15 protein-coding genes are annotated in these 17,374 nt (G+C 54.8%); 8 read left to right on the forward strand and 7 right to left on the reverse strand.

Annotated features, from left to right (window positions below; genetic code table 11):
• The first annotated feature begins 84 nt into the window (after window positions 1-84).
• The 7 genes from ubiT (at window position 85) to pstB (ending at window position 7,210) form a co-directional block, all read left to right on the forward strand.
• Entirely contained in the window at window positions 85-990 is a 906-nt protein-coding gene (gene ubiT / locus CSC3H3_RS05630; protein ID WP_245881294.1) for a ubiquinone anaerobic biosynthesis accessory factor UbiT, read from the forward strand.
• Window positions 990-1,967, forward strand: a complete 978-nt coding sequence (gene ubiU, locus CSC3H3_RS05635; protein ID WP_101284258.1) for a ubiquinone anaerobic biosynthesis protein UbiU — start codon at window positions 990-992, stop codon at window positions 1,965-1,967. The genes ubiT and ubiU overlap by 1 nt, the downstream gene beginning before the upstream one ends.
• Window positions 1,964-2,920 (forward strand): ubiquinone anaerobic biosynthesis protein UbiV, encoded by a 957-nt coding sequence (gene ubiV / locus CSC3H3_RS05640; protein WP_245881295.1) that lies wholly within the window; start codon window positions 1,964-1,966, stop codon window positions 2,918-2,920. Before ubiU ends, ubiV begins: the two co-directional genes overlap by 4 nt.
• A 446-nt stretch (window positions 2,921-3,366) precedes the next feature.
• Window positions 3,367-4,416, forward strand: a complete 1,050-nt coding sequence (gene pstS, locus CSC3H3_RS05645) for a phosphate ABC transporter substrate-binding protein PstS (protein WP_101264168.1) — start codon at window positions 3,367-3,369, stop codon at window positions 4,414-4,416.
• Between the two features lie 107 nt (window positions 4,417-4,523).
• On the forward strand, window positions 4,524-5,462 hold the full coding sequence (pstC, locus tag CSC3H3_RS05650; RefSeq protein WP_245881296.1) for a phosphate ABC transporter permease subunit PstC: 939 nt from the start codon (window positions 4,524-4,526) through the stop codon (window positions 5,460-5,462).
• A 24-nt stretch (window positions 5,463-5,486) separates the two neighbouring features.
• Window positions 5,487-6,392 (forward strand): phosphate ABC transporter permease PstA, encoded by a 906-nt coding sequence (pstA, locus tag CSC3H3_RS05655; RefSeq protein WP_215907564.1) that lies wholly within the window; start codon window positions 5,487-5,489, stop codon window positions 6,390-6,392.
• Window positions 6,393-6,394: 2 nt separating this feature from the next.
• Window positions 6,395-7,210 carry a phosphate ABC transporter ATP-binding protein PstB gene (gene pstB / locus CSC3H3_RS05660; RefSeq protein ID WP_425444975.1) on the forward strand — a complete coding sequence of 272 codons (816 nt, stop codon included), beginning with the start codon at window positions 6,395-6,397 and terminating at the stop codon, window positions 7,208-7,210.
• 108 nt (window positions 7,211-7,318) lie between these two features.
• On the opposite strand, the gene CSC3H3_RS05665 is transcribed toward pstB, so the two are convergent.
• Both CSC3H3_RS05665 and bcoG read right to left on the reverse strand, forming a co-directional pair.
• Window positions 7,319-8,833 carry a carnitine 3-dehydrogenase gene (locus tag CSC3H3_RS05665; protein ID WP_101284259.1) on the reverse strand — a complete coding sequence of 505 codons (1,515 nt, stop codon included), beginning with the start codon at window positions 8,831-8,833 and terminating at the stop codon, window positions 7,319-7,321.
• Window positions 8,833-9,744, reverse strand: a complete 912-nt coding sequence (gene bcoG, locus CSC3H3_RS05670) for a 3-dehydrocarnitine:acetyl-CoA trimethylamine transferase BcoG (protein WP_101264170.1) — start codon at window positions 9,742-9,744, stop codon at window positions 8,833-8,835. Before bcoG ends, CSC3H3_RS05665 begins: the two co-directional genes overlap by 1 nt.
• A 102-nt stretch (window positions 9,745-9,846) precedes the next feature.
• Here bcoG and CSC3H3_RS05675 point away from each other — a divergent pair, with 102 nt between their 5' ends.
• Window positions 9,847-10,803, forward strand: coding sequence for a GlxA family transcriptional regulator (locus CSC3H3_RS05675; RefSeq protein ID WP_172963394.1), 957 nt, complete (start codon window positions 9,847-9,849; stop codon window positions 10,801-10,803).
• A 121-nt stretch (window positions 10,804-10,924) separates the two neighbouring features.
• On the opposite strand, the gene CSC3H3_RS05680 is transcribed toward CSC3H3_RS05675, so the two are convergent.
• From CSC3H3_RS05680 to CSC3H3_RS05700, 5 genes are all read right to left on the reverse strand, one after another.
• Entirely contained in the window at window positions 10,925-11,995 is a 1,071-nt protein-coding gene (locus tag CSC3H3_RS05680; RefSeq protein ID WP_245881297.1) for a nickel/cobalt transporter, read from the reverse strand.
• A 70-nt stretch (window positions 11,996-12,065) separates the two neighbouring features.
• A complete protein-coding gene (locus CSC3H3_RS05685; RefSeq protein ID WP_245881298.1) occupies window positions 12,066-12,674 on the reverse strand; it encodes a DUF1007 family protein in 609 nt (202 codons plus the stop codon).
• Window positions 12,675-12,729: 55 nt separating this feature from the next.
• Complete coding sequence (gene znuA, locus CSC3H3_RS05690) at window positions 12,730-13,740, reverse strand: zinc ABC transporter substrate-binding protein ZnuA (RefSeq protein WP_101284261.1); 1,011 nt, start codon at window positions 13,738-13,740, stop codon at window positions 12,730-12,732.
• 637 nt (window positions 13,741-14,377) lie between these two features.
• Window positions 14,378-15,946, reverse strand: coding sequence for a SpoVR family protein (locus CSC3H3_RS05695; protein WP_101284262.1), 1,569 nt, complete (start codon window positions 15,944-15,946; stop codon window positions 14,378-14,380).
• Window positions 15,943-17,283, reverse strand: coding sequence for a YeaH/YhbH family protein (locus CSC3H3_RS05700; protein WP_101284263.1), 1,341 nt, complete (start codon window positions 17,281-17,283; stop codon window positions 15,943-15,945). Before CSC3H3_RS05700 ends, CSC3H3_RS05695 begins: the two co-directional genes overlap by 4 nt.
• Window positions 17,284-17,374 lie beyond the last annotated feature (91 nt).

A 17,374-nucleotide genomic window follows, 5' to 3' on the forward strand; every position in this document is an offset into this window, starting at 1 on the left:
TTTCAATGATTTGATAGAAGTCAACGCAGCGGATAAGCGCGGATTTACGATGTGCCGGTTTCCATTCCAACCGGAGAAAATCCGTTGCCTGTTGCGCGTCCGGCTTTTACGCCGTTTTTGTTGCTGGGGCCGGTTGTGGCGGCCTTGCCCGGCTGGCTGATCGATCGTGTTCTTGCCCATGCGATTGCCACCATGCAATCGCGCCATCCCGCCGTGTTTGACCGTTTTGGTCCCGAAAACCTGAAAGGTGGCCGGTCCGTTGGCACGTCGCCATCGGGGGCGGATGAAGCAAAACAGCCCGGTAGAACGGCAGGTCTTGGTATTGGCATTGTTGTTTCGCCGGTTGATCTGGGGATGGATCTTTATTTGCGGCTGGACCCGGTAAAGTCGGTGTTGCGCCGTGCCACCGCAGAGGACCGTGCGGTGGCACAGGCCACCATCATCGGTCCATTGCCTGCATTGTTGCAGTTGCTGGAAGGCACGTCCGATGGCGATGCCCTGTTTTTTTCCCGCACCCTGAAAATTGAAGGCCGTACCGATATTGTCGTTGCCCTGCGCAATGCGCTGGATGGTGAAACGATTGATATTCGTCGCGCCGTTATTGAAAGTTTCGGCATGCTGGGCCCGGTTGCCCGCCGTGCCCTGGCCGTTGCTGAACGCGGCTATCATCGCCTGGACCGCGACATGGCGCGGTTTACCCATGCCTTTGCTGGGCCGACTGACAAAAAACAAGCAGGGCTTCAGGACCGGGTCGAGGATATATCCCTGCGCCTTGCCAGCGCCGAATCCCAGATACGCCGCCGCCAACCCGCCCGTATGCGTGCCGCGCCTTTAAATAGTGCGACAGATGCGGACGTGGATGCTGCCGGTGCAGGAGTCACTACCGCACCGGGGTTTAGCGCGGCGGATTATGCCAATTCCACCAAAGACGATTTTTCAATGCCGGCGATGGACCAGAACAATCACCTTAACCAGGGCGGAGCAGTTTAATGGAACTTGTATGTCCGGCGGGTACACCTGCCAGTTTGCGCGCCGCCGTCGAAGCGGGAGCGGATGTGGTTTATTGCGGCTTTCGCGATGAAACCAATGCCCGTAATTTCCCCGGCCTGAATTTTTCGCGCGAAGAACTGGCCGCCGAAACCGAATTTGCCCATTCCCGCGGAACGCATGTTTACCTGGCCTGCAATACCTATCCCACGGCAGGTAACGAATCGTTGTGGCACAAGGCGGTGGATGATGCCGTTGCCATTGGTGTGGATGCGGTCATTCTTGCCGATATCGGCCTGCTTCGCTATGCGCGTGACCGCCACCCCGATGCGCGACTGCATCTTTCGGTGCAGGCATCGGCATCGAATGTCGAGGCGATCCGTTTTTATCACCGTGAATTTGGTGTGCGTCGCGTGGTGTTGCCGCGTGTTTTATCGCTTGATGAAATTGCCAGCCTGAACCGGCAAATCGGCGTTGAAACCGAAGTTTTCGCTTTTGGTGGCATGTGCGTGATGGCCGAGGGGCGCTGTTCGCTATCCTCCTATGCCACGGGTGAAAGCCCCAATATGAACGGGGTATGTTCGCCCGCCCACCATGTGCATTACGAAGAACGCGGCGATGCCACCATTTCCCGGCTGGGGGATTTCACCATCAATGTTTATGGGGCATCGGAAACGGTGGGTTATCCCACCCTGTGCAAGGGCCGGTTTCGCGCCATGGGCAAGGCGGGCTACCTGTTTGAAGAACCCACCAGCCTGGATGTTACCAGCATGTTGCCCGAACTGGCCGCAGCCGGTGTAACCGCGCTTAAAATTGAAGGTCGCCAGCGCGGCAAGGCCTATATCGCGCAGGTCGTGGGCAGCTTCCGCCGCGCGCTTGACCAGATCGCGGCAGGCCAAGCCACCAGCGAAAGCAAGCTTTCACACATGACCGAAGGCCAAAGCAACACCACCGGCGCCTATCGAAGGACCTGGCAATGAGCATCGAAATTTCCCCGTTAAAACCCGCAATGCCAGCCCCCGCGCGGCTGGTGATGGGCCCGGTTCTGTTTCACTGGCAGCCCGATTATCTGCGCGATTTTTACGCCCGCATCGCCGATGAAGCCGATATTGATGTTGTGCATGTGGGTGAAGTTGTTTGCGCCAAACGCATGCCGTTTTTTGACCGCGAATGGCCCGGCGTTATTGAAAGGCTTCAGCGCGCAGGCAAACAGGTTGTTTATTCATCCCTGGCACTTGTCATGGGGGATCGGGAAGTTGGCATGATTCGCGATCTGGTCGAACTGCCCGATATCCTGATCGAGGCCAACGACCTGTCAACAATTGGTGTTCTGGGCGGGCGGCCCCATATGGTTGGGCCATATGTGAATATCTATAACGAAGGCACGCTGCGTTACATGATCGAACGGGGTGCCACCCGCATTGCCCTGCCGTGGGAGCTGCCCGAGCCCTCGATTGCCAGCTTGTGTGCCGCCGGGCGCGATGCCGAAATGGAAATGCAGGTTTTTGGCCGTGTGCCGCTGGCTATTTCGGCCCGGTGTTATTCCGCGCGTGCCAATGGCCTGCATAAGGATGGTTGCCGGTATGTCTGCGGCAATATGCCCGACGGCATGGATGTTGATACCCTTGATGGCGCGCCATTCCTTGCGGTGAATGGCCTGCAAACGCTTTCTGGCAGCTATCTGGAGCTTTCAGCAGAAATGGCTGATCTGCGTGAAATGGGCGTCAGCCTGTTCCGCCTGTCGCCGCATCGGTGCGACATGGTGGCGATTGTCACCCTCTATCGCCGGTTGTTGACTGGTGGAATTTCCCCGGATGAAGCCCGTGCCGAAATCCTGGCCGTGGCGGGGGATATCAACCTTGCAAATGGATTCCTGCATGCCATTCCCGGCGCCGATCTTTACCGGATTCCGGGGCAGTTCCAGTCGGAATAATCCGGTTTTGGTCCCGAAATGTGACAAACAGATTTGTTTCGGACCTTAAAATTCGCGAAAATACAAGAAGCCCAAGCCTGTCATTGTGATCTGTTTCACAGTGACAGGCTTTTCTTTTGGTTTCAGTTTTGGCGTTTCAGCCTGTCGGGCAAGTTGCTGTTTTTATGAATTTTTCGCAGAAATGTTAGCCTGTGCTTTGTTTTTGTTATCGAATTAATTTTGAACCATAGGTTCTGGTGTTTCACGGACTGGTTCCCTCATGTGTGAACGATTTCACAAAACTGTAGGAAAAAATCGAAAAATCCGGGTGTAGGTTCTGCGCCATCGCAACGGCAGACAGCAAGCCGGGGCGAAAATTCATTCCAGAAGTTTGGTTTCGGCATCCGGCCGACAGTCAAATCTTCCTGATTTTTTGATTTTGCCGTTACGGTGATTGGGAGAACTACATGCTGACGACGTTTAAGAAGAGCATCCTGGGTGGTGCTGCTCTTTTGATGGCTGCCGGTGTATTTGCTTCGGCACAGGCTACCGAAATTTCTGGTGCCGGTGCGACCTTCCCCTATCCGGTTTATGCAAAATGGGCCGAAGCCTATGAAGCAAAAACCGGTGTCAAGATGAACTACCAGTCGATCGGCTCGGGCGGCGGCATCAAGCAGATCAAAGCCAGCACCGTTGACTTTGGCGCATCTGACGCACCGCTGACCAAAGAAGAGCTCGATGAAGCAGGTCTGGTTCAGTGGCCGATGATCATGGGCGGCGTTGTTCCTGTTGTTAACATCAAAGGGATCAAAGGCGGCGACGTTAAGCTTTCCGGTCAGGTTCTTGCCGACATCTATCTTGGCAAAATCACCAAATGGGACGACAAGGCAATTGCCGATCTGAACCCGGATCTGAAACTGCCGTCAGAAGCCATTTCGGTTGTTGAACGTTCGGATGGTTCAGGTACCACCTTCAACTTCACCAACTACCTCGCTGCCGTCAGCCCGGAATGGAAAGACAGCATCGGAGTTAACAAATCGGTTCAGTGGCCGGTCGGCGTTGGTGGCAAGGGCAACGAAGGTGTTGCTTCCTACACCAAACAGATCGACGGTTCGATCGGTTATGTTGAATATGCCTACGCTCTGCAGAATGACCTGGCCTATACCCAGATGCAGAACAAAGACGGCGAATTCGTTTCCCCGACTGCCGGTTCCTTTGCCGCAGCAGCTGCAAATGCCGATTGGGCAAATGCACCGGGTTACTACCTGATCCTCGGCAACCAGCCGGGTGCGAAAAGCTGGCCGATCACGGCTGCTTCCTTCATCCTGGTTCACAAATCCCAGGACAATGCCGAAACCGCCAAAGAAGTTCTGAAATTCTTTGACTGGTCCTTCAAGAATGGCAGCGACATTGCCGACAAGCTTGACTATGTCGCCATGCCGGAAAACGTCGTCGACATGGTTGAAAAGACCTGGACCGCCGACGTCAAGGGCAGCGATGGCAAGAAGATCTGGTAAGTTTGCTGCATAACTTACCTGACCAACCCGCCGCCGAACGATCTCGGCGGCGGGCTTTGGTGTTTTAAAGGTCGTTATATTTTTCCCTAAAAAACAGGTTTATTGCGGTGTCCGTAAAACAGTTCAGACCGGCATTTGATCGTGGTTTTCATAACCTGACATTCGGGCTGGCAATGTTCGTTCTGGTCCTGCTGGTGGCCATTCTTGCTTTTCTGGTGGTGGGCAGTATTCCGGTGCTCAAAAACCAGGGGCTGGGCTTTTTCATCAGCGCCGAATGGAACCCTGTCACGGATGTTTATGGCGCGCTTCCCGCCATCATCCAGACCCTGATCACAGCTGTTATAGCGCTTCTGATCGGTGTTCCCGTCAGCTTTGGCATTGCCATTTTCCTGACCGAACTTGCCCCAGCCTGGATTGCCCGCCCGGTGGGTGTGGCGATTGAAATGCTCGCTGCCATTCCCAGTATCATTTACGGCATGTGGGGCCTGTTTGTTTTCGCCCCGACATTTGGCACCGTCATCCAGCGCTGGGTTATGGCCAATCTGGCACCGCTTCCGGTGATCGGGCCGCTTTTTGCCAGCCCGCCGATGGGCATTGGCATTTTTACCGCCAGCATCATTCTGGCGATCATGATTGTGCCGTTCATCACCGCCATGATGCGCGACGTTTTCACCACTGTTCCCGCCGTTCTCAAGGAATCAGCCTATGGGCTGGGCTGCACCCGCTGGGAAGTGGTCTATCGCATCGTTCTGCCCTATTGCCGGGCAGGGACCGTTGGCGCGGTGATGCTGGGTCTTGGCCGTGCGCTTGGTGAAACCATGGCTGTTACCTTTGTTATTGGTAATTCGCACCGTTTGACGGCGTCCATCATGGGGCCGGGTGCCACCATTTCATCATCGATTGCCAATGAATTTGTCGAGGCCGATTCCAAGCTGCACACATCGGCACTGGTAACACTGGGTCTTACCCTGTTTGTCATCACCTTCATCGTGCTGGCAGTTGCGCGGCTGTTTTTGCTGCGCCTGAAAAAGCAGGCAGGCCACTAGGCCGGGAAAGGGAAAGGACATAAAATGTCAGTTCAAGCACCGGTCAAGCAAACGACCGAACGTCAGGTTTCCACACCCTATCAGCGCCGCATGTATATGCGCCGCCGCATCGTTTCGATGTTCCATATGACCATGGCCCATCTGGTTACGCTTTTGGGCGTTGCCATGCTGGCCTGGATCCTGTGGTCGTTGTTCGGCGAGGGTTTTTCGGCCATTTCGGTCAAACTGTTTACCGAAATGACACCGCCGCCCGGTTCCGACGGCGGCCTGTTGAACGCCATTGTCGGGTCACTGATGATGGTGGGCATTGCCACCATCCTCGGCATTCCCGTGGGTTTGTTCGTTGGCACCTATCTGGCGGAATATGGCCGTTATTCCAAAATATCGTCAGTGGTACGTTTCATTAACGACATCCTGCTTTCGGCCCCGTCCATCCTGATCGGCCTGTTTGTTTACGAACTGGTTGTTGTGCCGATGGGGCATTTTTCGGGGTATGCCGGCGCCATTGCACTGGCAGTTATCGCCCTGCCGGTTGTTGTGCGTACCTCAGAAGACATGCTGCTTCTTGTCCCCGACAGCCTGCGCGAAGCCGCCGCTGCCCTGGGTATTCCGCGCTGGCGGATCATTATGCAGGTATCCTACCGTGCGGCTGGTCCGGGCCTTATGACCGGGGCTTTGCTGGCGGTGGCACGCATCAGCGGTGAAACTGCACCGCTTCTGTTTACCTCGCTGAATAACCAGTTCTGGAGCGCAAACCTGAATAAGCCGATGGCAAACCTGCCGGTGGTGATTTTCAACTTTGCCATGAGCCCCTATGACGACTGGCGCTCGCTCGCCTGGGCGGGGGCATTGCTTATTACTCTTGCCGTGCTGGGGCTTACCATTGCCGCACGGACTTTGCTGGCAGCCAAAAGCCGGATGAAAGGTTAATCATGAGCATGTTTCAGGCTCTTCCCGATGATATCGTTGCTCACGCCCCGGTTGCCGAACCAACCCCGGTAAAGCTGAGCGTTCGTAATCTTGATTTTTATTACGGCAAGAACAAAACGCTGAATTCAATTTCGCTGGATTTCCATGATCGCAGCGTGACCGCGCTGATCGGGCCGTCAGGCTGTGGTAAATCAACACTTTTGCGCACCTTGAACCGTATCTATTCGCTTTATCCGAACCAGACGGCGACGGGTGAAATTCTGCTTGATGGGGAAAACATCCTCGCAACTGGCAAGGATTTGAACAATCTGCGTGCCCGCGTTGGCATGGTGTTTCAAAAACCGACACCGTTTCCGATGTCGATTTACGAAAACATCGCCTTTGCCGTGCGCATGTATGAAAAGCTCAGCAAATCCGAAATGGATGAACGGGTTGAATGGGGCCTGCGCAAGGTTGCCCTGTGGGACGAGGTTAAAGACAAACTTCATGCCAGCGGCAATGGCCTGTCAGGTGGCCAGCAGCAGCGTTTGTGCATTGCCCGTTCGGTGGTGCTGAATCCCGAAGTTCTGCTGCTTGATGAACCGGCATCGGCCCTGGACCCGATTTCGACGATGAAAATCGAAGAACTGATTTCGGAACTGCGCGCCGATTACACCATCATCATCGTGACCCATAATATGCAGCAGGCCGCCCGTACGTCGGATTATACGGCCTTCATGTATCTGGGCGATCTGGTGGAAATCAGCCCGACCCGCGAATTGTTCACCAATCCGCGCGAAGCCCGCACCCGTGATTACATCACCGGCCGCTTTGGCTGATGCTATCTAAAGCGTTCACCTGTCTTTGAACGGGTGGTCATTGCGAAATATAAAACAGGCCCGAAACCGGTGTTTCGGGCCTGTTCTTTTTACCAGGTGTTTGGCAGATCAGGCCGGTTTTTGCCCAACATGTCTTCCCGCACCATCGGGGATGGGCAGGCTGGCGTGGCTTGTGGCAAATTCGGCCAGTTTGCCAGCAACGGCATCTTCGGGCGGGCAGGCGCGCCGCGTGGTTAAATCCACATGGATCAGCAGGGTTTCGCAGGTGGCGATCAGGTCATTGTCCGGGCCATACATGCAGTGAAACAGCTGCATTTTTTTGCCCGCAGCACTTAATACCTGGCTTGTGATCGAAATGCGCTGGCCTGCTTTGGCCTCGGCAATGTGGCGCAGGTGGCTTTCGGCGGTAAAAAAGCTTTTGCCCGCGGCGATATAGGCATCATCGGCGCCAATCAATGCCATGAAGGTATCGCTGGCCTGGGCGAATGCCTCGAGATAATGGGCTTCGTTCATATGGCCGTTATAATCGGTCCAGCTTTGCGGGACCGGGCGTGAAACGGTTTGCGGTAATTGTGCCGTGGCCGATGCACCATTGCTGGCAATCGACTGGCGCAAAGCCTGTTCATGGTCATTGATGGTGCCGCCCGCACCACTGCCCGATTTTTTAAGGGCGCGCATCATGCCAACCAGGTTGTCATCGCGCAGGCGCTCCAGCTCGCGAATGGATAAATGGCCTGATTGCGCATCGGATTGATCGGCAATTTTTGCGATCAGTTCCGGGGTCAGGTCCGGCACATTCATCAATTTCGTCCAGGGCCATTTCAATGCCGGGCCAAACTGGGCAATAAAGTGGCTCATACCGGCTTCGCCACCGGCAATGCGATAGGTTTCAAACAGGCCCATTTGCGCCCAGCGCAGGCCAAACCCGAACCGGATGGCATCGTCAATTTCTTCGGTGGTGGCAATGCCATCATTAACCAGCCATAGCCCTTCGCGCCAAACGGCTTCCAGCAGGCGGTCGGCAATATGGGCGTCAATTTCCTTGCCAATCAAAAGCGGCTTCAGGCCAATATCGCGCAAAACATCGCACGCATTGCGAACAAATGCCGCGTCGGATTTATCGGACGCGACAATTTCAATCAATGGCAGCAGGTAAACCGGGTTAAACGGGTGTGCGACCACAATTTGCCCGGGCTTCGTGGCATTTTCCTGCAATTCGGATGGTTTGAAGCCCGATGTCGAAGACCCGATAATGGCATCATCCGGGGCGAATTGCTGAATTTCACCTAAAATACGATGTTTGATCGCCAGCTGTTCGGGTGCACTTTCCTGAATCCAGGTGGCACCGGCAACCGTATCGGCAAGGCTGCTGCAAAATTGCAGGCTGCCTTCGGGCGGCAGGGATACGTCATAAAGGGCAGGCAGGCTGCGCCGGGCATTGGCCAGGACAAGGCCAATTTTGCGTTCGGCGTCCGGGTCCGGGTCGTAAACCGATACATCCCAGCCATTTAACAAAAACCGCGCAACCCAGCCGCCACCAATAACACCGCCGCCAATAATTGCGGCTTTGCGGTTCGGGCTGTGGGGGGCGGTTGTTTGGCGGTTAATTTCGGTATGGGTCATTATTTCGGCTCCCGTTTGGTCAGGCCCAGCATTTTGCGCACATCTTCCGGCCCCATCAGCGATGCACCCATGCCTTCAATAATGCCTGCTGCGCGTTCAACCAGTTGGGCATTGGTTGCCAGAACACCCTTTTTCAAGAACAGGTTGTCTTCCAGGCCAACACGCACATTGCCCCCGGCCAGTACCGATGCGGCAACATAAGGCATTTGGTCCCGGCCCAGCGAAAATGCCGACCAGTTCCAGTCGGCAGGCACATTATTGACCATCGCCATAAATGTGTTCAGGTCATTGGGTGCACCCCAGGGAATACCCATGCACAACTGCACCAGTGCGGGGCTGGTCAAAATGCCTTCCGTCACCAATTGCTTGGCAAACCATAAATGCCCGGTATCAAATGCCTCGATTTCGGGTTTGACGCCAAGATCCGTCATCATCTGCCCCATGGCGCGCAACATGCCCGGTGTGTTGGTCATGACATAATCGGCTTCGGCAAAATTCATGGTGCCGCAATCAAGGGTGCAAATTTCCGGCAGGCAATCGGCGATATGGGCCATGCGTTCGCTGGCACCAACCATGTCGGTTGATGCTTCATTCAGGGGCAGGGGCGATTCGGTCGATCCAAAAACAATGTCGCCGCCCATGCCTGCCGTCAGGTTCAAAACTACATCGGTATCGGATGCGCGGATGCGTTCGGTGACTTCGCGGTAATAACGGCCATCGCGCGATGGCGCGCCGGTTTCCGGGTCACGGACATGGCAATGCACAATCGCGGCACCGGCCTTGGCCGCATCAATGGCGGCATTGGCTATTTCTTCGGGCGAACGTGGCACATGGGGCGATTTATCCTGTGTCGCGCCAGACCCGGTAATGGCGGCGGTAATGAAAACATTGCGATTCATGGTAAGCGGCATGGTGCATGTCCTGTTTCTTTTGACCTGCCAGCAGCCTAACGCGGAAAATGCGATTGATATTTGCCTTAACTGCCAGTTAATTTGCACTTCATGCCAAACCACATGTCTTTTCGCTTTTTGCTGTTTGACGGCTTTTCCAACATGGTTCTTGCCAGCGCGCTGGAACCATTGCGTGCCGTACGCAACCTTTCGCAGGGGCCAAATATTGGCTGGCATATTTGCACGCCCGAAAACCGGATCGCGCGCAGTTCCAGCAATATTCAAATCCAGCCCGATTGCCCCATCGAAAACCCGGATCGTTATGATTATCTGGTTGTCATTGCCGGGTATGACATGCGCGGCCACGTAACGGGGCGCAATCGCACGCAATTACGCCAGCTTGCCGGGCGGGCACGGTTTGTTGTCGGCCTGGATACGGGGGCGTGGCTGCTGGCAGCTGCTGGTTTGCTCGATGGGGCGCAGGCCACCATTCACTGGCAGGAATTTGCCGATTTTGCCGAAACCTTTCCCGAGGTCGAAACCTCACGCGACCGGTTTGTTTTTGCCGGCAAATACATCACCAGTGGTGGGGCCTCGACAGTTCTGGATTTGATGCTGCATCTGCTGGGGCAAAATTTCGGCCCGGCCATGGCCTTTGATGCTGCCAACCTGTTTGTCTATGACGCCGAGCGCCAGCATCGCGGCAACAGGGGCGCAAATATCCTTAAACATCGGTCCGATGTGCCGGGTTTTCTGGCGGCCATCGATGTGATGATGGATCATATCGAAAACCCGGTGTCGCTGGATTTTATCGCAGGGCAGGCATCATTGTCGTTACGGTCGCTGGACCGGCTGTTTCAGCGCGAATTATCGATGTCACCGGGTAAATATTATCAGCTTTTGCGCCTTGGCCGTGCGCGTGACCTTGCAACACAAACCGGGCTTCCTGTTGCGCAAATCGCCCTGCAAACCGGGTTTTCATCGCCTGCAACACTTAGCCGTGCTTTTCGCGCCCAATATGGCACGCAAATCAGCACCCTTCGCGCCCACCGCAAAGGCAAGGCAACGTCGACGGATTAGCGCAGTTTCGCAGCGGGTTTGTGACGGTAGAGGAGGAGACGGCAGAGGAGGAGAAGAGAGAAGGGCAGGGCAGTGTTACATGTGCTCAGCCAGCAAAACGACCCTGTCAGAAGCTGCCCATCTAGATCCAGCCCATCTGGTGGCTGGCCGATAAAAACAGGATTACTCCAAACAGGGTAATCAGGGCTGCACCACCAAACCCGACAATACGTCTGATCCAGTCTGACCATACAGGCGGCAGGGAAAACAGTTTCTGGCTGCCAAAACGAATGCCAATGGCCGCAAGACCAATGGCACTGACGGTAAGGGCAACGCCAAACGCCATGGCAAAGGCCGCAACAATACCCACCAGAAACAATCCGTTTGCCAGGGTAAATAGCAGCATCAATATCGACCCGGTACAGGGCCGCAGACCAACAATAATCGCGCTGGTAATGGCGTTGTAACGGCCGGTTTGTGCTGCTTTGGGTTCTACATGCTCATGGTCGTGGCTGTGTGCTTCTGCCAAATGCCCTGCATGGTCATGTCCGTCATGGCTGTGCCCATCATGTTCGTGATGATCATGGCTGTGGTTATGATGGTGGTTATGGTCGTGCGTGTGGCCAATCGGCCCATGATCGCAGCAATCATCGCGGCCCTGGGCGATGCGCAGGCACATATAGCCGCCCATCACTACAATCAGCGCGTAAGATGCCAGTTCCAGCAGCAGGCCATTGCGCGTGATTTCGGCCGGGCCAAGGTCAAAAACAAGCCCCAGAATACCCACCAGTGCAATTGCACTGACGGCCTGTGTCGCGGCAATCAGCGCGCCCATGGCAACCCCCTGTTTCCAGCCCGCATCGCGTGACAGGAAATAGGTGCTGGTCACCATTTTGCCGTGGCCAGGCCCGGCAGCGTGAAACACGCCATAGGCAAATGACAGGGCAATAATGCTAAGCGCTGGCCACCAGCTATTGCCCTGTTTGGCTTCGCGCAGGGTTGCTGTCATTTCGCGGTTCAACTGGATTTGAACCTTCATCGCCCCGCCAACAATATTTGCCAGCCAGTCGGGCATTTTATAGGCGGGTTCGGTTGCTGCACTGTCGCTTGGCGCGCTGCGGCGGCCCAGAAGTTCGGCCGTTTGCGCATGTGCGCCCTGCGGGCTTGCCAGGGTAAAAAGCATGGCAAACATAACGGTTAACATCGCAAACATGCCCAAACGCCGGATAGAGCTGGTTCGGCTTGATTCGCCTGTTTGGCCTTTGCAACCTGGTCCGGCAGGGTTACTGGCAGGTGATGTCGGCCCGCTGCGGTGAAACCATGTCAAAATAGATGCGGTGTTTGTCATCTTCGCCCATCTTGTAGCTGCAGGTCAGGCCGTCATTGCCGGAAAACAGGATCGGGTCCTTCTGGGCAAAGCCGACATCAATAAAAAATTCGGAATCATAAACCGAAAGGCCGATCTGGTCGGCAACCGGGTCTACCGGTTCGGCAAGGTCAAGTGTGAAGCTGTATTTGACGCGCCCGTCATCGGTGATATCGGCAACAAAATCGTGAAAACCCGCGACTTTCACCACTTCTTCGTTACGGCGCAGATAGGTCAGAAAGCCGATATCGGCCAGTGCGACAAAGGCATTGTCGCGGACTTCGTCATTTTCCTGGTCGAAAAAACGGCGGTCATGGTTGTGATCGAACTGGTCCATCACCGTCAGGCTGAACATGTCATCGAAAATCCAGACCATGCGGATGGATGTGATTTTGTGTTCGGAAAAGATCATGGTCGCCTGGCTGTCGATCCAGACATGGGGGTGAGCAAAGGCTGCGGGTGCAAAGCAGGCCAGCGACAGGACACCGACCAGCATGGCAATGATGGATCGGGTGCCAGAACGCAAAAAGCGCGCACCCCGCGAAACGGGGTGCGACGCCCTTTGCCAAAAGGTTAGGGGTTTAACCTTTGAGGCAACTCGCCAGTGAGTCGATATTCTGTGACAAAATGTCGAGATAGGCATTCGGTCCGGCGTCAATATTGGCTCCTAACGGGTCGAGTGTTCCCGTGCGTGCGCCGGTATCGGCGACAATTGACTGGACAATGGCAGGCTTGAACTGCGGTTCGGCAAAGACACAGGCAGCACCGCTCGACGTGATTTTGCTTTCAATGTCGTGCAGGCGTTTTGCACCGGGTTTGCGGTCTGGTGAAATGGTGATGGATCCGACAGCCTGCAAGCCAAAGCTATGTTCCAGATATTGGTAGGCATCGTGAAACACGATGAAGGGTTTGTCTTTTACCGTGCTGACACGGCTGGCAAGATCATCCTTCGTTGCATCGATTTTGCCAAGCAGGCTTTTCAGGTTTGCACGATAAAAATCGGCATGGTCGGGGTCGATCTCGGCAAGCTGGTCGGCAATATCGGTGGCAATGGCTTTGCCGTTTTCCGGGCTTAACCAGATATGCGGGTCGCCTTCATCATGGTGATGATGTTCGTGGTCGTGATCGTGGTCCGCATCGGCATGATCGTGGTCATGGTCTTCATCATGATCGCCGTCATCATGGTCATCGTCATCGCCATGATGGTGCGGTTCAAACGCGCCGCCTTCGCGCATTTCCAGGGTTTTTACACCCGTGGCTTCCGCCAGTTCCATGACCTTCGCGTTTGTCGAAAGCGATGTCAGCGGCTTTTCCAGGAAACCTTCCAGTTCGGGCGACACATAAATCACCAGATCGGCATTTTGCAGGGCCTTGGCCTCGCTCGGGCGCAAGGAATAGGTATGCGGTGATGCAGCCCCCTTTACCAGCAATTCCGGTTCACCCACACCCTGCATGATGGCTGCGGCAATGGAATGAATAGGTTTGATCGAAGCCACAACTTTGGGCGCATCTGCCGCCCATGCGGCAGCAGGAAGGGCAAACTGGGCTGCGGCAACAAACGCACCAGCAAGAAGCATACGTGATTTCGACATCGGATTTCCATTTTGGCAGGGTGGGCGATAACTTGGTTTTGTTATGTTATAACGTATCTAGTTTGTCAAAGGGAAAACGGCGCGCTTTTCGACGCGCCCCAAATCATTGAGGCAGCGCGCGTGAAAGAATGAAGCGCGCATTTCGCGTTCCGTGCGCCTGCAGGAACAATTTTGCGGACCTGGCAGACGCCTTTGCAAAAAGGGGGCGTGTTTTATCGCCCAGCTACTTCATGCAGGGGGCAACCTTTGGCGATAAAGCAAGAATTTGGGCGCGGAGAGGCAAGCAAATCAGTCAGGACGCTGCAACAAGGGGGCTGTGATCATTTCTGGTGCGCGGGCATGAAAAGGGCACATCGGGTTTGGAAAATGCCGCAATCAGGATCAGATCATTGAGTCTAAAAAGATCATTTTTCATCCGGAATAATAAAACTGCATGTGCAGATTAAAGCGGCGGGATGCTGCAAAACGGCGGTTTTCGTGCCTGTAGCCACCACCTTTTCGTTTCGGTTTTGCGATGAAGTAGATGATCCTTTCGCATTCAGCCCGGCCTTAATTGCCTTGCACGCCAAAGGCCGCCTTTGCACATACTTGGCGGCCTCTGGGGGATTGAACATAAAAGGCAGGGCGAAGCCGACGATCAGGCGCTAACAAGGTCTTCGGGCGTGTAATGCGTTTCGCTCAGGATTTCGCCGGTGTCATTGTCAATCGCCTGCAGGGTAACGCCATATCCCCAAAGCTGGCCGATATAGCCCAGGGTCAGTTCGGCCTCGGCCTTATCAAGGCGGATGCCATCATGCTGGGTATGGGCGATGTAAAGCTGGCGATTGCCGCGCAAATCAACATCAACCACCTGCAGGTCGGGTTCACGCACGGACAGGTCATGCATACGTGCCAGCGCCCGGCGCACATTGCGATACCCATTGTCATCATGGATCGCGCCAACCTCCAGATGCGGGGAAGATGACCGGTCATCAATCATGAACATGCGCATGTCGCGCATCACCTTGGGTGATAAAAACTGCAGGATAAAGCTTTCATCGCGGTAATGCGCCCATGCTTCGCGCAGTGTGGCGAACGGGTCGTTATTACCGGCAATGTCGGGGAACCATTTTTTGTCTTCTTCGGTGGGCAGTACACAAATGCGGTGGATATCCTGCATCATGGCAAAACCCAGCGCATAGGGGTTAAAACCGGAATAGCGCCGGTCATCATATTCGGGCTGAAAAACGACCTTGGAATGCGAATCGATAAATTCCATGATCGCGCCTTCGGAAATCAGGCCCTTGTCATAGAGGCGGTTCATGATGTGGTAATGCACATAGCAGGCACAGCCCTCATTCATGACCTTGGTTTGTTTTTGCGGGTAAAAATACTGGCCGATATTCCGCACGATGCGCAAAATCTCGCGTTCCCACGCTTGCAGGGCAGGGGCGTTTTTTTCCAGAAAATATAAAAGGTTTTCTTCGGGCAGGCCAAATTGCGCCCGGCGCTGTTCCTGGCGCTGGCGACGGTTCTGGTCATCAAGGTCTTCGGGGCCATCATCGCTTTGCGGCAGGGTGCGCCACAAATCGTTATAGGTTTCGTCTTCGTATTTGGCGCGCTCGCGTTCACGCTCCAGCTCGACAGCCAGGTTGGGTTTTTCCGGGTGGGAATATCGGTTTACGCCGTGATCCATCAGGGCATGGGCGGCATCGAGAATGCGTTCAACGGCATCAAACCCAAACCGGTCCTCGCATTTGGCGATATAGCGTTTGGCAAATTGCAGATAATCCAAAATGCCTTCCGCATCGGTCCATTGTTTGAACAGATAATTGTTTTTAAAAAAATGGTTATGCCCAAAGGCTGCATGTGCCATCACCAGCGTTTGCATGCCAATGGTGTTTTCTTCCATCACATAGGAAATGCAGGGGTTTGAGTTGATGACAATTTCGTAGGCCAGCCCCTGATAGCCCTTGCGATACATGGCATCATCGCGCACGAAGCGTTTGCCAAACGACCAGTGATGATACATCAAGGGCATGCCAATTGATGAATAGGCATCAAGCATCTGTTCGGATGTGATCACCTCGATCTGGTTGGGATAAACATCAAGCCCCATTTCATTGATCGCGATATCTTCAATCGCGTCATAGGTGGCTTTCAGGCTGTTGAAATCCCAGTCCGCGCCATCAAACAGCAGGCCGGGTTTTGTTTTGGGCGCTGTCATATCCGTGCCTCCGCCTTGTTTTTGGCAAACAGTTCACGAAATACCGGGAAAATATCGGCAGCCTTCGTCACCCGTTTCAGGGCAAAGCGGCCATTGCGCCCATGAACCAACGGGGCATAGGCCTTCCATAGTGCGGTTTCCCCTTCGGCGGATGAAAATATCTCGGCTTCACGCTCGTCCGTGATTTCGATATAGGCGTAATACTGGCATTTCGGCAAAAGGTCTTCGGCCAGAAGGGCGGTGCATTTTGCCCCATCGTTGGAATAGTTATCGCCATCCGATGCCTGGGCGGCATAAATGTTCCACTGATCGACAGGGTAACGGTCAGCAAGGATTCGCTTCATTTCCTCCAATGCGGTGGAAACAATGGTGCCGCCGGTTTCGCGCGAATAGAAAAACGTTTCTTCGTCCACCTCGGATGCGCGCGATGTATGGCGGATGAACACTACTTCGACATGTTCGTAACGCCGATGCAAAAACATGTGCAGCAGCATGAAAAACCGTTTCGCCAGTTCTTTCATCTGTTCGGACATCGACCCTGAAACATCCATCAGGCAAAACATTACCGCCTGTGTATTGGGATCGGGGATTTGCCGGTACTGGTTAAAGCGGGTATCGATAGGGTCGATAAAGGCAATGGCCTTGCTGCGCCGTTTGGCTTCATCCAGCTCCGCCTGCAACAGTTTCAGGGTTGCGTCATTGGCCCGTTTTTGGGTGGGGGTGATATCGCCTTCATTTTCCGCCACCAGTGCGGCAATTTTTTCCTCAAGCGCGCGGATATCGCTGGTTTTGGGGCGGCGCAAACCAATCCGTCGGGCCAGTGAATTGCGCATGGTGCGCACAAGGTTCAGGTTCGCCGGGCTGCCTTCCACCGAATATCCTGCCCGCGCAGTGCGAAAGGCGGTGGTTTGTTTCAGGCTTTTTTTCAAAAGGTCGGGAAGCTCCAGATCCTCGAAAAAAATGTCGAGAAATTCATCGCGTGTCAGTACGAACTGGAATTCGTCTTCGCCGTCGCCATCCGGGCTGGCCTGCGAACCACCCGCACCGGCATCACCGCCATTGGGCCGGGCGATGCGGTCGCCGGGCACGAATTTTTTGTTGCCCGGTAAAACATAATTGCGATCACCCCCACGGCCGGAATGATGAAACCCCGGTTCGCGCAGGGTTTTGCCGGGAATCGTGATCTGGTCGCCATTGTCGATATCGGTAATGCCGCGTGTTTTGATCGAATCCTCAACCGCCTTTTTGATCTGCGCCTTTGCGCGGCGCATAAATCGCTGACGGTTGCCAAGGCTTTTGCCTTTCGGATTTTTGCGGCGATCGATGATATGGAACATGGGCAGTCTATCCTTGAAACGCAGGAACCAGGGTTAACCCCCTGAACCCGGCGCCGGGCAGCGAAAGGGGAACATCGCCACCCGGCGGGGC

This window comes from Thalassospira marina, from assembly GCF_002844375.1.
Classification (GTDB): domain Bacteria; phylum Pseudomonadota; class Alphaproteobacteria; order Rhodospirillales; family Thalassospiraceae; genus Thalassospira; species Thalassospira marina.

Excerpts from the sequence above, each read along its gene's own strand:
- ubiU (WP_101284258.1), top strand. The coding sequence starts at position 990 with ATGGAACTTGTATGTCCGGCGGGTACACCTGCCAGTTTGCGCGCCGCC.
- ubiV (WP_245881295.1), top strand. The coding sequence starts at position 1,964 with ATGAGCATCGAAATTTCCCCGTTAAAACCCGCAATGCCAGCCCCCGCG.
- pstS (WP_101264168.1), top strand. The coding sequence starts at position 3,367 with ATGCTGACGACGTTTAAGAAGAGCATCCTGGGTGGTGCTGCTCTTTTG.
- pstA (WP_215907564.1), top strand. The coding sequence starts at position 5,487 with ATGTCAGTTCAAGCACCGGTCAAGCAAACGACCGAACGTCAGGTTTCC.
- pstB (WP_425444975.1), top strand. The coding sequence starts at position 6,395 with ATGAGCATGTTTCAGGCTCTTCCCGATGATATCGTTGCTCACGCCCCG.
- CSC3H3_RS05665 (WP_101284259.1), bottom strand. The coding sequence starts at position 8,833 with ATGACCCATACCGAAATTAACCGCCAAACAACCGCCCCCCACAGCCCG.
- bcoG (WP_101264170.1), bottom strand. The coding sequence starts at position 9,744 with ATGCCGCTTACCATGAATCGCAATGTTTTCATTACCGCCGCCATTACC.
- CSC3H3_RS05675 (WP_172963394.1), top strand. The coding sequence starts at position 9,847 with ATGTCTTTTCGCTTTTTGCTGTTTGACGGCTTTTCCAACATGGTTCTT.
- CSC3H3_RS05680 (WP_245881297.1), bottom strand. The coding sequence starts at position 11,995 with ATGTTTGCGATGTTAACCGTTATGTTTGCCATGCTTTTTACCCTGGCA.
- znuA (WP_101284261.1), bottom strand. The coding sequence starts at position 13,740 with ATGTCGAAATCACGTATGCTTCTTGCTGGTGCGTTTGTTGCCGCAGCC.
- CSC3H3_RS05695 (WP_101284262.1), bottom strand. The coding sequence starts at position 15,946 with ATGACAGCGCCCAAAACAAAACCCGGCCTGCTGTTTGATGGCGCGGAC.
- CSC3H3_RS05700 (WP_101284263.1), bottom strand. The coding sequence starts at position 17,283 with ATGTTCCATATCATCGATCGCCGCAAAAATCCGAAAGGCAAAAGCCTT.